A 13,719-nucleotide genomic window follows, 5' to 3' on the forward strand; every position below is an offset into this window, starting at 1 on the left:
ACGACTCCTCTCCTATAATTTGACTTCCCGGCCGGTGCGTGCGGATTCATAGATCGCCAAGATCAGCTCGACCGCTTTCCTTGCTTCCTCTCCGGAAATGAGAGGATCCCGGTCCTCGCGGATCGCGTGGATAAGATCGTCAATGAGGATGTAATGCCCGTCATTGGATATCGCCTGCGGATCATTGCTGCCTTCCGCCTTGCTGCTCGCCGCAGCGGCAGGAGGCTCCTCTCCGTCTATCGTCTTCCACAGCTTGATGCCGCTGTCTCCATAAATGATGGAGCCGTGCTCGCCATGAATTTCAAATCGCGGCTCTTGTCCCGGGTTAACCGACGTTGTGCCCTGAATGACTCCGAAGGCGCCGTTTTTATATCGAACGACCGCAACGGCGGTATCCTCCACCTCAATATCTCTTACCAGAGGCGCAGCATAGGCAAACACGCTATCTACATCTCCCATGATCCAACGGATGATGTCGATGCCGTGAACCCCTTGATTCATCAGGGCTCCGCCTCCGTCCACCGCCCATGTCCCTCTCCAGTCGGCGCTCTTGTAGTATTCCGGGCTGCGGTAATACTTCAAATAGGCGTCCCCCAGCACCAGCTTGCCGAGCTTGCCTTCCTGAACCGCTTTGCGGACTTGAATGGCGAGCTCCGTCGTCCGCTTCTGGAACACGGTAGCCAGCTTTACCTTATGGCTGCGGCAGGCTGCGATCATCGCATCCATACTGGCCAACGTGATGTCCAGCGGCTTCTCGCACAGCACATGCTTGCCCGCCTCGGCTGCGGCGATCGTCACTTCGCTATGCAAGCCGCTTGGGAGACATATGCAGACCGCGTCTACGTCGCTCTCCTGAAGAAGCTCGCGGATATCTCCGTATACCTCGGATACGCCATATTCTTTCGCCAGCTTCTCCGCCTTCTCCTTCACGGAATCGACGAACGCAACAAGCTCCGCCTCCGGATGCTGCTGAATCGCTCTTGCATGCAATGGGGCTATGACCCCTGCTCCAATTACGGCAAAACGAATTTTTTGCGACATAGTTAGTCCCGCTCCTCTTCTTTTTCATCCGTAGTTCCCAGGAAATTTCCCCCTGCCAACGTCTTCCCTGTGATCATAACCAAGAATTATTCATTAGCCAATTGTCCGATTTATCGTTTTTTCACCCATTTTGCGGTTTCAGCAAAAAAGGTTATGAATCGAAAAAAATGCATATTCGTTTTTGCCATTGAAAATTTCACGTAAAGTGATACGATTAAGAATACCAGTCACAGTAATCATACGTTTAGGAGAGAAGCATTATGAGCATGTACAAAGCATTAACCATCGCCGGATCGGATACTAGCGGAGGCGCGGGCATTCAGGCGGATTTGAAAACCTTCCAGGAACGCGACGTGTACGGGATGACCGTGCTGACGACCATCGTCACGATGGATCCGGACAACCATTGGCATCACGGCGTTCATCCGGTCGCGCTCCCTACGATTGAGGAGCAGCTGAAGACGGTTTTGGGCGGGATCGGCGTCGACGCCTTGAAGACGGGGATGCTCGGATCGGTTGAGATCATCGAGCTCGTATCGGATACGATTAAGAAAAAAGGGTTGAGCCGTGTCGTCATCGACCCTGTCATGGTGTGCAAAGGCAACGATGAAGCGCTCCATCCGGAATCTACGGTCGCTTTGCGCGAGCTGCTCGTTCCGGTAGCGGACGTCGTTACGCCGAACTTGTTCGAAGCGGCACAGCTGGCTAATACCGCTCCGATCCGGACGCTGGACGACATGAAGGAAGCGGCGCAGATCATTCACGCCGCCGGCGCCAAGTACGTCCTGATCAAAGGCGGAGCGAAGCTGGACCATCCTCGGGCGGTCGATTTGCTCTTCGACGGTACGACGTTCGATTTGTACGAGTCGGATAAAATCCCGACGTCGTACACGCACGGAGCAGGCTGCACTTATTCAGCTGCAATCACGGCCGAACTGGCCAAAGGCAGCGATGTGAAGCAGGCCGTCGCAACGGCCAAATCGTTCATCATGAACGCCATTCAACACGGCTTCCCGCTGAACGGGTATGTCGGGCCGACTATGCATTCGGCGCTTCGCAAGTTCGGCTAACAGCCGAAACGAAAAAACGGCAGTCTCAGAGAAATTTCTCTCGAGACTGCCGTTTTTTCGTTACAAGTATTTTAATGGCGCTCGAAGGCGCTTTTCTTTACATATTGTGGACAGAGTTTAGCCGCCGGCAAGCTCCCGCTTCAGCTGCACTGCCTGGTCCAGCCTTTGCAGCATATGGCCGATGCCTTTGCTGCCTTCAAGCGGATAAGCGATAGGCTTGTCCGGAAACAGCTGCGGGACGATGCCCTTGAACTTTTTTCCGCCCAGCACAACGATCTCATCATAGCGGTTCAAGCCTTTCTCCTCCACTTGCCTTCTTAACTCAGCCGGCGGGATGATATCCGGATGGTTCGTACCGAACGCAACATTGTAGTTGCCCTGAACCTCGTCATCCGGAAGCAGGAAGCCGTGCTTGGCCGACAAAATCACCCACTCGGGCACGAAAAGCTCCGCATAAGCCCGGCATTTGCGGTGCAAGGCGCCCGTATAGACGAGCCTTGCCGCATAAGGGCCTGCTGCAGCCGGATCCGTATCCCATATTTTCCTGGAACCGCAAGGAATGATACAAAGTCGTTTCAAGAGCGCAAGCCCCTTTCGTTATCCTTGACCTGCCGACGGCCTCGGACTGTTCGTCCGATAGGCGAGCCCGGCTGCTAACAGCAGCAGAATGCCCGTCACCCAAAAGACGCTGTGGATCGAGAACACGCCGCTGATCGCTCCCCCGACCAAAGGTCCAAGCATGCCTCCAAGCTGATTCGCGGTCTGATTGAGGCCGAAGGCTCTGCCACGGAAATCGGTTGGAGTAGAACGGACCACAAGGCCGTTCAGCGCCGGGAACACGGCACAGAAGAAGGCTCCGTAAATGAACCGGACGATCGAGAATCCCCAAATGCCGTGGAACAAGAGCTGCGCCAAATTGCCGAGTCCTCCGACCAGCAGGCCGATCACAAGAATTTTGTGAAACCCTATTTTATCGGCCAGCTTGCCCCAGCGAGGAGCGAACAAGATGCTGGCGATCCCGACGAGAGAGAAGACGATTCCCGCGACGAGCGAAGCGTCCTTGGCCGAGCCGCCGACCTGCACGATGTAGAGAGGAAGCACCGGCTCGATGGTCATAACCGAGAATTGGGTCAGCAGCGACAAGCTCAGCACAGTCAAGAATGGCCGGTTGTTCACCGCCATTTTCATCGACTCGATGACGGAAGCCCGGCCCTTGCTCGGAACGAATTTTTCCTCCTTAACCCAGAACAAGACCAGCAGCGTGCTGCATAATACGAACACCCCTGCGCTCGCAAATGCAATCCGGCTGTCGAAAATTTTGGCGATAATCCCTCCAAGCAGCGGTCCCATTATGCCTCCGGTTGCCGTCGCTGTGGACATCATGGACAACGCGTAGCCGACGTGCTTCTCGGGCGTGTTGGTGCCGACTAGAGCGATTGAGCCCGGAATAAAGCCGCTAAGAAGTCCCTGCAATATACGCAGAATGAGCAGCTGATAAGGGTTCGTCACCATGGAGGTTAGCACGTAAATAACGAATAATACGAACCCGGCGCGTATGATCATCGGCTTGCGGCCGTACTTGTCCCCAAGCGCTCCCCAGTAGGGCGAGGAGATGGCGCCCGCAAAAAAAGCGGAGCTGAACAGCAGCCCCGACCACATTTCAATATTCTGATTAACCCCGATATGCAGCAAAAAAAGCGGCAAAAACGGAACGACCATGGAGAAGCTGGCCGACGTAATGAAGCATCCTACCCATAGGAGCCATAAATTTCGTTTCCATGATTCCATGAGAGCCTCCGACTGGCAACATGATTTCCATATGCACAGGAACAATGTTGAAAATAATTAATTGTCTTAACAATTACTTAACATAGTTTATCGTACCACCGTCTATACTTTCTGTAAACCCTTCTTCTCCGCTGCCGCCGCTCCTGGGTTTATATTTTTTTCGTTTGCATGTAGCCTTGGACGTATCCGCTTCATAAAATGATACGAACTCCGACATTTAAGAAATGAGGGTGAGTTTATGCCAAGACTGCTGTACGAGTACATTTACGTGAACATGTGGATTTTGCTGTTCATGACGTTCCTGTGGACAACGAACGGGCAGCTGACCTATTGGGAGAGCGGCCTGCTTATCGTCGTATCCGTTACCGTGATCGCGCTCGTCGCCAACAAGCAGGACCGGCCTGACAGAAACGGCACCTATAAGAAGCCCCCGTTGTAAATCCGCAAACTTCCTATTCCTCCGGCTGCCCCGACGCTTTCCTTAATTCATTAGCTAACCGGTGAAAGTCTTCCTTCCCCTGCTCGTCATTTGCCGTCTCATATCCCGCCTTCAGAAAACCGATGATTTTATTGGCATCGTCCGCATCCAGCGAATAGCCTGACGGTACGGTGCTCCACCAGCCTTCGGCGCCGTAAGATTCATTGAGATCGACAGGGATTCCGTTGACCGTAATATCGTTCCTGTACTGATAAATATTCGCGATATCCGACTGCCTGCCTCCGCTCCAGGAGTACGTCTGCCAAAATCGCGAGCACGCTCCGGCGGCGTAGACCGCTTCAACGACCGAATACGATCCGTACACTCCCGTATAGTAGTTAGGCGTCGCGCTGCTCGCGCCTTTAATATATTCGATGATCGTCGCCATTTGAGTCGGCGTGGCATCAAAGTCTACGGCGAAATAGATGGCGCTTCCCGCCGGCTGACCCATCTGGGCGGCCAACGCCATTGCCGTGGCACCGTCGCTTAATCCTGCGGCTCTTCCGCCCAATGCCCGGTTCGCCGTCGTTTCAAAGACAGAGACGATTTGCAGTCCCGCATTGCTGATGATTTCAACCTCGGATCGGCTCAATGCCTTCCAGCTGCTTGGAACAAGGTAACGGGCTGCGAATACATATCCGTCCCGTTTAAACGCCGCGGCCGTACTCTCTGTCAGCGGCGTTGCGCAGTCAAATCCTTTGGCCATGGTGTATCTTCCCCTCTCTCCTTGTATGCTGAAACGGTATTGCTTACTTTAAAATATGCAGCAGCTTCCAAATCGTCATCCGTCACTGTCACCAAAGCACATGAAACGGGCTTCTCGGAGGTCTTCTTCGGTTATACTTGCGGAATGTAAGGCCGCCGTTACATAATAAAAGCTGATCACTAGCAAAGGGGATTTTACGATGCAATCCATTACGGACCAATGCTATTCCGAAGCGGATTTTAGCAATAACGATTTTCGGGACAGCGAGATGAAATACTGCACCTTTGTTCGCTGCAGCTTTAGGGGGGCTTCCATGGAGGAATTGCAGACGACGGGATGCCATTTTGTCGATTGCGATTTCTCGGGGGCCTTGCTGAACGCATCCATACACACAGGCTCGGCGTTTACGAACTGCCGCTTTAAGGCGGCCAGCCTGTTCGTAGCCAGGTTCGAGGAATGCAAGCTGGTTGGCTCCGACTTTTCGGAGTGCAATATGAACGGCGTGACGATCGATAGAGGGGATTGGTCTTACACGAATTTGCGCCACGTGAATTTAAGCAAGCAATCACTGCAGGGCATCCGTTTGGTAGAAGCGGATTTGTTCCGCTGCAATCTGGAGAAATGCGATCTTCGCGACGCAGACCTGACGCGGGCCCAGCTGAGTCAAGCCCAGCTTCAGGGAGCGGATTTGCGCGGGGCTATTTTGGACGGTGTTGACTTTCAGTCCGTTTCCGTTAAAGGAGCTCGTATGGACGCAGGGCAGGCCATCGCTTTCCTGCGCTCGTTCGGCGCCAAAGTGGAATGATCCTGAAACCTGCAAAAGTCCCGGCCTGCGGAGCCATCTCCATAGACGGGACTTTGTTGGTGTAAGGCAACTTTCCAGCTATAATACAATTTTCAGCTACAGGCTGTCTTCGTGACTCACCGTGATGATTACGTTGCCTTTTTTGTGGCCCTTTTCTACATAGCGGTGGGCCTCAGGAATTTGCTCCAGCGGATAGAGTCTGTCGATGACCGGTTTTATTTTGCCCGTCTCGATAAGCTCCTTGAGGAGAAGCACATCCTCCCTGCGTTCCTTTGCCACTCCCTGCCCTTCGACCGACACATAGATTCCGTTCGGAGCCAACGCTTTCCTGGCGCGGGATTTCGCTGCTTTGCCGACCGTATCGAACACGATGTCGTAATGCTCTGTTCCGTCCGCAAAATCCTCTGTCGTGTAGTCGACGATCTTATCGGCTCCGAGAGATTTCACCAATTCTACGTTTGCTGTACTGCATACCCCCGTAACCTCCGCTCCAAAATGCTTCGCCAGCTGTACCGCGGAAGTCCCGACCGCTCCGGACGCTCCATAGACCAGTACTTTGTGGCCGGCCCGGATATTGGCTTTTCTAAAAAAATGCAAGGCGGTAGTTCCCCCGAAAAGGACTCCGGCGGCTTCCGCAAAGGTCGCATTGGCCGGCTTCTCGGCCACTAAGCCGTCTTCCGCCATACATGTGTACTCGGCGTATCCGCCGAACCGCATCCCGGTCATTGCATAAATCCGGTCTCCCTTACGGAATCGTGTCACGGCTTTTCCGACTTCCTCTACTTCGCCTGCCAGCTCCACCCCAAGGATCGGTTGTCTTGGCTTTCGAATGCCGAGAAAAATTCGCATGGGGATCCAGTACGAGAGAGGACTGTTAAAGCCTCGTACTCTGCAATCTCCCGTCGTTACGGAAGTCGCACGAACTTTTACCAATATTTCATTGTCCTTGGGAGCAGGCTTCGGTACCTCTCTAAGCTCCAGAACGTCCGGTGATCCGTATTTTGTGCATATCATCGCTTTCATTTGTTTCATCGGTTTCATCGGTTTCATCGGTTTCATCGGTTTCCTCCACACCTCATTTTGCACTCAGTATAGCTGTAGTACGGCATGGACTTACAGATACTAAAGTATGGTTTTGAAGATGGGAGGCGCTGGAACGACGCGAGTACGGATAAACCTCACAACAGACCCAGGTTGCGGGCTCGTGCAATCGCCTCGGTTCGCCTGGTTACCTGCAGCTTGTCAAAAATCATCCGGTTATGCCCCTTCACCGTAGGCAGTGCAATGAACAGCCGCTCGCCAATCTCGCGATTCGAGAGTCCTTGGGCGATAAGCTGCAGCACTTCCAGCTCCCGTCCGCTCAACGGCTCTACAAGAGGCTGAACGAATGGAGATACATGCTGTTCAGCCGGGTTCGAGCCCGGTTCTGCTTGCGGCAGGCCCGAATCGGCGTCTTCTCCCCGTGCCTCGGCTTCAAAAGCAGCGAGCAGCCTGCCTGTATAGTCCGGCAGGATCTCATGTGCAGCCGCTTCGCGCAGCAGGCTGAACATCGTGACGCCTTCATCGATAAAAAGCCGGATAAACCCGCCAGGCTCCGCTGCGGTCAAGGCTTTCTCAAGCAGCCACAAGGCGTTCAACGTTCCGCCATGCGCGTACAAAGCAGCCGCTTGGAGGACTATGATCCGGAGGAGCTCATCCTCCAAGCCCTGTATTTCCGCTTGCTCTCGCAATGGCTCCAGCAGCGCGAGAGCAGCAGACGGGTCACCCTGCGCCAGGCACACCCGTGCAAGGCTAACGGGAAGCTCGTGCTTCTGCGCCAATCGGGAGGCCGCCATCAGTCGGCCTTGGCGAAGCAGCACGAGCACCTTTGCAGCTGCAATAGGCTGCAGTTGGCTCGCGAATTGCAGGCGAAGCGCGGTGCGCTCCGCCTCGGCCAATAGGGCGGCCGCGCCGCTGCTGTCGCCCCGCGCCAGCTTCAGGCGGGCGAGAAGCACCTCGCCCGCAACGGCTCTGTCCGTATGCTCGAGCTGCCTCGCGAGCTCGACCGACTGGAGGCCGTGCTTCATAGCAGCCTCCGGATCGTTCCACTCATACCGTATACGGGCCAAGCCCAGGTGTGCTTCGCATGCGGTCGGCAGAGGCGGATCGCCTGCCATCGCGAGCACTTCCCTGTAGGTCTCTGCCGCCGCGTCCAGCTGGTTGTCCGCCTCTTGCAAGTTCCCGAGGCCAAGCGCAGACATAATCGTGATGACGATATGCCCGATCGACCGGCTGCTCGATAATGCTTCCGTATAAGCTTCTCTGGCTGCGGCACGATCCCCTTGGAGCTGATGGGCATAGCCAAGCGTCCAGACCGTGGCTGTGCGGACAGGCAGATTGTCCGGGTCCAAGAAGTCCAGAGCGCGCTGCGATTCCGCCAAAATCATGTCCGCCTGATGCTTGCTGACAGCCAGTGTTGCGCGTATGGCTGCAATATGGCCGATAAGATCCCTCGTCTTCTTGTCTTGCCCGTAGCCTTCGAGTTTTTTTTCAGCCGCCTGGAGCTTCGGCTCCACGCCGCTCATTTGGCCCGTCAACAGCAGTGCTGATGCGTACATCACCCATAACGCGGGCCATGCATCCAATTCCGCACGGGGCAGCGAATGAAGCCATTGCAGCAGCGGAGCCACCGCCCCGCGAAAGATCAGCGGCATCCCTTCCCCTTCCAGCAGCCTGGCAGCACGCCCGGTATCCTGGGCCGCTGCGGCATGGTGAAAGGCCTCCGGCAGCAGGTTATGGTCTTCATACCATTGGCTTGCGCGAAGATGAAGCTCCGCCGCCTGCCTCTCATCTCCACTCTGATGGAGCCGTTTGCGCAGCAGCTCGGCAAAAAGATGGTGATATCGGTACCAACGCCGCTCATCGTCCAACGGCACGATGAACAGGTTGGCCTGTTCGAGATAAGCAAGAATTTCCCGCCCGGAAGTGAAGGGGACGCTCTGCTCTCCGAAATCCGAATCGAGGACAGCATCGCAAAGAGGACCGCAAAGCCGGTCAAGAATGGAGGTACTCAGTAAAAAGTGCTGTACGGCTGCGGGCTGCTTCTTCAGCACTTCTTCGACCAAATAATCCAGCACGAACCGATGGCTGCCGGTGAAGGATGAAATCAGCTGCGCGGGATCCTCATGTCCCTGCATAGAAAGTGCGGCTAATTGCAGACCGGCAATCCACCCTTCGGTGCGGGATTCAAGGAGAGCGACCTGCTCCGGTGCAAGACTTAGACCCATCACCCCGTCCAAAAATTCGGTTGTTTCGGAGGAAGTGAATCTCAAGTCTGCAGCACGTATTTCCGTTAAGTCGTCCCGCACTCGTAACCTTGCCAAAGGCAGACGAGGATCTTCGCGGGTAATAATCACCAGATGCATTTGCGGCGGCATGCGCTCAAGCAGTAGGACTACGGCATCGTTAATCGGACCGTTGGCATTTATTACGTGATAATCATCAAGAACGAGTACGAAATGGTCTGTAATGGAGGTTATCTCGTTAATAAGTGATGCAATAACCGATTCAGCCGTAGGCAGCTGTGGTGACTGAAGCAATAAGGATGCGGCTTCTCCGATATTCGCCGATATTTTACGCAATGCAGCGATGAAGTAAGTCAAAAAGCGGGCAGGCTCGTTGTCCCCCTCTTCCAGAGACAGCCAGGCGACAGGTTGAGTACAGCGGGAGAGCCACTCTGCAACCAGCGTTGTTTTGCCATAGCCTGCAGATGCGGAAACGAGGGAGAGCTTGCGCTTCATTCCCTTGATCAGACGCCCGGTCAGCCTATGCCGGAGAACTGCTTTAGAGCGGAGCGGAGGAATATGGAGCTTCGTGGATATAATGGGAGCGGACATGACAACCACCATTCTACGCCGTCAATCTCAGCGCTAAATTACATATTATGATTATGTTCGACCGCGAAATCGTTGTTCCTGCACAAAAAAAGAGACCCAGCCAACGGGGCCGGATCTGAAGTGTTTATATATTAAAAAGGGGGTCTTGTTTATTATATTACACAGGAAACATGTTAAAACCGTAACAGAAATATTTCAATTGTGTAACAATTTAGAAAACGCTTTCGATTTATTTCAGAAAAAAGCGCTTCCTTAGCGTAGTTGAGAAAAGCTCTCAAATAATTGAAAAAACTTCTCAAATCGGTGATAATTGCTCTCAAATTGGTGATAAACGGTCTCAATTAAAGTATTTGCCAAAATTTCGACCTTGACGTATAATCCGAGACATAAAACATTTTTCATTTAGGCAGGTGAGCCATCATGGCGGAATACGATTATCATCATTTACATCATGTAAAGGAACAATCCCGATCTAAGAAAACGTTGTGGGTCACGCTGTACTTGACCTTATTTTTTACGATAGTGGAAATTGTCGGAGGCTTGCTCTCGAACTCATTGGCCCTTCTCTCCGACTCAGCGCATATGATATCCGACGTGCTCGCGCTCGGGCTCAGCATGGTGGCGATTTATTTGGCGACGCGTCACCCTAACGCCCGGTTTACTTTCGGCTATTTGCGCTTTGAAATCATCGCCTCCTTCCTCAACGGTCTGGCGCTGGCCATTATCGCCGTCGGCATCTTCATCGAAGGGATTCGCCGGTTTATTAATCCGGAGCCCATCGATTTCAAGCTGATGCTGATCATCGCTTCCATCGGTCTTATAGTCAACATTGTTCTGACCTTCGTCCTTAGCCGAAGCATGGAGGAAGAGGAGAATTTGAACGTACAGAGCGCCTTGTGGCATTTTATCGGCGATTTGCTCAGCTCGGTTGGCGTTATCATCTCGGCGACGCTGATTTATTTCACCGGCTTGCAATGGTTCGATCCGCTGATCAGTATGGTCATTGGGGGCATTATTTTCGCGGGCGGTTCGAAAATTATCAAGGAATCGTACATGATCCTCATGGAGTCCGTACCGGAGAAGTTCAACCTGGATGAAATCCGCAAAGACATCGCCCTAGTTGAAGGCGTAGAGGACGTTCACGAAATGCATCTATGGGCAATCTCGACGGATCATTACTCCTTGACCGCTCACGTGTTTATTGACAATAAAATTCAGCCGTTCTGTATTATCCTCGCCATAAACGAGACGTTGAAGGACAAATACGGCATTGAGCACTCGACAATCCAGATGGAGAATGCCAGCATTCATCCGCACGGCGAGTACGGCAAGGAATTTCTCCGCCATCAGGAAGAAAAGCATCATGAACATGAACATGAACACGAGCATAAACATGAACATTAATGATGCTCTTCCTTGTGGCGAGCTTCGCTTCCGATCACCTTGAAACGTCAAAAAAATACCCTCCCCGAAGAGAACTGCTTCTTCAGGGAGGGATTTTTCTTAGCTTTGAACGGATGGACTATCTTTCGTACCAGTAGCCTTTGATTCCTTTATCCAATCGAACCAGCGCTTCCAGGTAGTAGTAGTCGCCCCAGATCATATAATCGTCCGGCGCATTGTTGCCGCGTACATGATAAGAGCCGTGCTCCAGGAAGCCTTCCGCATCAGGCTGACCGATCGTCGCATAGCCGTTCACGAGGCCCTTCAACGAACGCTGCAAGCCGTCCTCAAGGAAAGCGCGCTCCGGATCGTTCGCGTCCAGGTGAGACAACAGCTCGATAAGACCTGCTGCCGTAATCGCCGACGCCGAGCTGTCGCGCTCCGTTTTGTCGGTGACAGGCACATCGAAGTCCCAATATACGACGTCGTCCTGAGGCAGACGCTCCAGGAAGTAGCGAGCCAACCGTTTGGACGTATCCAAGTAAAGCGGATTTTTCGTGTAATGATACGACAGCGCAAAGCCGTAGATGCCCCATGCTTGACCTCGCGTCCAAGTCGAACCATCCTGATATCCTTGATGCGTGCCTCCGCGGATCGACTCTCCATTTTCCGGATTGAAGTAGAACGTATGGTATGAGGAATCGTCTCCGCGAACGAGGAAGCGGCGGGATTTGTCCGCATGCTTGATCGCTACGTCGCGATATTTGGCGTCGCCCGTTTGCTCGTAAGCCCAGTACAGCAGCGGCAGGTTCATCATGCAGTCGATAATGATCCGTCCGCCGTTGATCGGATCTCCTTCTTTGCCCCATGCTTGGATGAACTGGCCTTTCTCTCTCCAGCGGGTCAACAGCCAATCGGCCGCTTCAATCGTCAGCTGCTTGGCAGCTTCGTCGCGTTCGATGATCCATTGTGCTTTAGAGGATAAAGAGTACAAGAATCCGATATCGTGATGATCGATATGGCTCTTCGCATCCAGCCGTTTGCGGAAGCTGGCTACCGTCTTCTCAGCCGCTTGCTTGAATACCGGGTCTCCGGAATACTCGTAGCACAGCCACAAAATGCCGGACCAGAAGCCGTCCGTCCAATCCGTATTGTCGTTAAGCTGATATTTCCCGTCAGTGCTGACGTGAGGGAACAAGTCGCCATACTTCTCGATGTTGGCTCTCGTCTTTTGTACCGCGTCTTCAATTGCCTGCTTCCACATGCTCATGTCCTTCTCTCCTCATCGGTTTGAATAAAGTGCATTTTTGCTGTCATTTCTCTTCTCATCGGCCGCGTATTTAACGGAATGCTGTCGAAGTGGACAACCGCGGAATGAGCGTGAGCGGAATCCGGATTTCATTGCCGGCATTCCCCGCCTCCGGGATTTCCATCATCGCTTCTCCGGCGAGCTTATCTTCTTCACCAAGCTGGCGCAGCATCAGGGAAACCGCCCACTGCGCTTGCTGGCCGTACGGAATATCCAGCGTCGTTATCTGCGGATAGCACGAGGAGGAAATGATGTCATTGTTAATGCCGAATATTTTGTAATCCTCCGGCACGCGATACCCTTGCTCTGCAACCGCCGACATGAAGCGGAGCGCTACGAGATCGTCAAAGGCGAGAATTCCGATCGGCCCGTGACCGCCTCCCATATCCTGCGTCATGCGAACGATTTCGTGCATCGGCTGCTTGTCTCCTTCGATAACGAAGGAGCATACCTCTTCCCCGGCCTCCGCAATGCCTTTGCGGAATCCCAGCAGCCGCTGCTTGTTCGTCTCATGAGCGGTTGACCTCTCGAGGTAAAACAGCGAGCGGCAGCCCTGCTTCACCAGGTGATGAACCGCTTCCACACATCCTCCGGCAAAATCGAGATTGACCGCGCCGACCGCGATATCCTCCGGCCAATTCCAGCCGTTGAACAAGACGAGAGGCGTACCGTCGCTTACGATTTGCCGGGTTGTCTCTGTGGACATAGCCAAGCCGTGGCAGAACAAGCCGTCGACTCTGCGCTGCAGAAGCACGTCCAAGTGTCTTCGCTCCATCTCCGGATCGTATCCGCCTGCCGAGAATACGGACAAGTGGTAGCCGAACCGGTGCGCCGTACGTTCCATCTCCTCCGCGAATAGCCCGTAGTACCCGATGAAGCCGGGGACGATCAAGCCGAGCTCGTAAGACTTTTTCCGGCTCAGGCTTGCGGCCATGACATTGCGCCGATAGCCAAGCTCTTCAGCCGTTCGTTCCACCTTACGGATCGTTTCCTCGGACATGGGCACTTTGCGGCGGTTCAATACATTGGATACAGTAGCTATAGAGACGCCGGCTGCTTCCGCAATATCTACAATGGTAACGGAACGGTGTTTGCTCATAAAAGACTTCCTTTATTTATCATTTAAACGTTTCAATTAAAACGTTTAAATTTATTTTAGAAAAAATTTGCTTCCCCGTCAATAGCCTTTTTCGCAGGGCAAAAAAATGAACCGCCTTCGGATGAGGGCGGCTCATTGGAGTTTTTCGGGTAAACCAGGCTGCTC

The 13,719-nt window shown here is 53.4% G+C and carries 12 protein-coding genes; 4 read left to right on the plus strand and 8 right to left on the minus strand.

Annotated features, from left to right (window positions below; genetic code table 11):
• Positions 1-12 precede the first annotated feature (12 nt).
• The gene (locus tag DVH26_RS29010; protein WP_239628283.1) at positions 13-1,041 is read right to left on the minus strand and encodes a Gfo/Idh/MocA family protein; all 1,029 of its coding nucleotides are present in this window, start codon (positions 1,039-1,041) and stop codon (positions 13-15) included.
• Between the two features lie 260 nt (positions 1,042-1,301).
• Here DVH26_RS29010 and pdxK point away from each other — a divergent pair, with 260 nt between their 5' ends.
• Complete coding sequence (pdxK, locus tag DVH26_RS29015) at positions 1,302-2,111, plus strand: pyridoxine/pyridoxal/pyridoxamine kinase (protein ID WP_239628286.1); 810 nt, start codon at positions 1,302-1,304, stop codon at positions 2,109-2,111.
• A 117-nt stretch (positions 2,112-2,228) separates the two neighbouring features.
• On the opposite strand, the gene DVH26_RS29020 is transcribed toward pdxK, so the two are convergent.
• Positions 2,229-2,690 carry a DUF6884 domain-containing protein gene (locus DVH26_RS29020; protein ID WP_239628288.1) on the minus strand — a complete coding sequence of 154 codons (462 nt, stop codon included), beginning with the start codon at positions 2,688-2,690 and terminating at the stop codon, positions 2,229-2,231.
• Between the two features lie 18 nt (positions 2,691-2,708).
• A complete protein-coding gene (locus DVH26_RS29025; protein ID WP_239628291.1) occupies positions 2,709-3,899 on the minus strand; it encodes an MFS transporter in 1,191 nt (396 codons plus the stop codon).
• A 238-nt stretch (positions 3,900-4,137) separates the two neighbouring features.
• Here DVH26_RS29025 and DVH26_RS29030 point away from each other — a divergent pair, with 238 nt between their 5' ends.
• Positions 4,138-4,338 carry a hypothetical protein gene (locus tag DVH26_RS29030; protein WP_239628293.1) on the plus strand — a complete coding sequence of 67 codons (201 nt, stop codon included), beginning with the start codon at positions 4,138-4,140 and terminating at the stop codon, positions 4,336-4,338.
• Positions 4,339-4,351: 13 nt separating this feature from the next.
• Here DVH26_RS29030 and DVH26_RS29035 read toward each other — a convergent pair whose 3' ends face one another.
• Positions 4,352-5,083: a DUF1906 domain-containing protein gene (locus DVH26_RS29035; RefSeq protein WP_239628295.1), complete on the minus strand. Its 732-nt coding sequence runs from the start codon at positions 5,081-5,083 to the stop codon at positions 4,352-4,354.
• A gap of 199 nt (positions 5,084-5,282) precedes the next feature.
• Here DVH26_RS29035 and DVH26_RS29040 point away from each other — a divergent pair, with 199 nt between their 5' ends.
• A complete protein-coding gene (locus tag DVH26_RS29040) occupies positions 5,283-5,888 on the plus strand; it encodes a pentapeptide repeat-containing protein (RefSeq protein ID WP_239628298.1) in 606 nt (201 codons plus the stop codon).
• Positions 5,889-5,984: 96 nt separating this feature from the next.
• Here the strand turns inward: DVH26_RS29040 and DVH26_RS29045 are convergent, their stop codons facing one another.
• Both DVH26_RS29045 and DVH26_RS29050 read right to left on the minus strand, forming a co-directional pair.
• Positions 5,985-6,911, minus strand: a complete 927-nt coding sequence (locus DVH26_RS29045; protein WP_239635525.1) for an NAD(P)-dependent alcohol dehydrogenase — start codon at positions 6,909-6,911, stop codon at positions 5,985-5,987.
• Between the two features lie 155 nt (positions 6,912-7,066).
• Entirely contained in the window at positions 7,067-9,763 is a 2,697-nt protein-coding gene (locus DVH26_RS29050) for a winged helix-turn-helix domain-containing protein (RefSeq protein ID WP_239628300.1), read from the minus strand.
• 420 nt (positions 9,764-10,183) lie between these two features.
• Here DVH26_RS29050 and DVH26_RS29055 point away from each other — a divergent pair, with 420 nt between their 5' ends.
• A complete protein-coding gene (locus DVH26_RS29055) occupies positions 10,184-11,167 on the plus strand; it encodes a cation diffusion facilitator family transporter (RefSeq protein WP_239628302.1) in 984 nt (327 codons plus the stop codon).
• 118 nt (positions 11,168-11,285) lie between these two features.
• Here the strand turns inward: DVH26_RS29055 and DVH26_RS29060 are convergent, their stop codons facing one another.
• The gene (locus tag DVH26_RS29060) at positions 11,286-12,416 is read right to left on the minus strand and encodes a glycoside hydrolase family 88 protein (protein ID WP_239628305.1); all 1,131 of its coding nucleotides are present in this window, start codon (positions 12,414-12,416) and stop codon (positions 11,286-11,288) included.
• Between the two features lie 70 nt (positions 12,417-12,486).
• Positions 12,487-13,554, minus strand: a complete 1,068-nt coding sequence (locus tag DVH26_RS29065; RefSeq protein WP_239628307.1) for a LacI family DNA-binding transcriptional regulator — start codon at positions 13,552-13,554, stop codon at positions 12,487-12,489.
• Positions 13,555-13,719: the final 165 nt, after the last annotated feature.

Source organism: Paenibacillus sp. H1-7 (assembly GCF_022354825.1).
Taxonomy (GTDB): Bacteria; Bacillota; Bacilli; order Paenibacillales; family NBRC-103111; genus Paenibacillus_S.

What these genes read in the sequence shown, in the direction of transcription:
- DVH26_RS29010 (WP_239628283.1), bottom strand. Translation starts at nt 1,041, where the DNA reads ATGTCGCAAAAAATTCGTTTTGCCGTAATTGGAGCAGGGGTCATAGCC.
- pdxK (WP_239628286.1), top strand. Translation starts at nt 1,302, where the DNA reads ATGAGCATGTACAAAGCATTAACCATCGCCGGATCGGATACTAGCGGA.
- DVH26_RS29025 (WP_239628291.1), bottom strand. Translation starts at nt 3,899, where the DNA reads ATGGAATCATGGAAACGAAATTTATGGCTCCTATGGGTAGGATGCTTC.
- DVH26_RS29030 (WP_239628293.1), top strand. Translation starts at nt 4,138, where the DNA reads ATGCCAAGACTGCTGTACGAGTACATTTACGTGAACATGTGGATTTTG.
- DVH26_RS29035 (WP_239628295.1), bottom strand. Translation starts at nt 5,083, where the DNA reads ATGGCCAAAGGATTTGACTGCGCAACGCCGCTGACAGAGAGTACGGCC.
- DVH26_RS29040 (WP_239628298.1), top strand. Translation starts at nt 5,283, where the DNA reads ATGCAATCCATTACGGACCAATGCTATTCCGAAGCGGATTTTAGCAAT.
- DVH26_RS29045 (WP_239635525.1), bottom strand. Translation starts at nt 6,911, where the DNA reads ATGAAAGCGATGATATGCACAAAATACGGATCACCGGACGTTCTGGAG.
- DVH26_RS29050 (WP_239628300.1), bottom strand. Translation starts at nt 9,763, where the DNA reads ATGTCCGCTCCCATTATATCCACGAAGCTCCATATTCCTCCGCTCCGC.
- DVH26_RS29055 (WP_239628302.1), top strand. Translation starts at nt 10,184, where the DNA reads ATGGCGGAATACGATTATCATCATTTACATCATGTAAAGGAACAATCC.
- DVH26_RS29060 (WP_239628305.1), bottom strand. Translation starts at nt 12,416, where the DNA reads ATGAGCATGTGGAAGCAGGCAATTGAAGACGCGGTACAAAAGACGAGA.
- DVH26_RS29065 (WP_239628307.1), bottom strand. Translation starts at nt 13,554, where the DNA reads ATGAGCAAACACCGTTCCGTTACCATTGTAGATATTGCGGAAGCAGCC.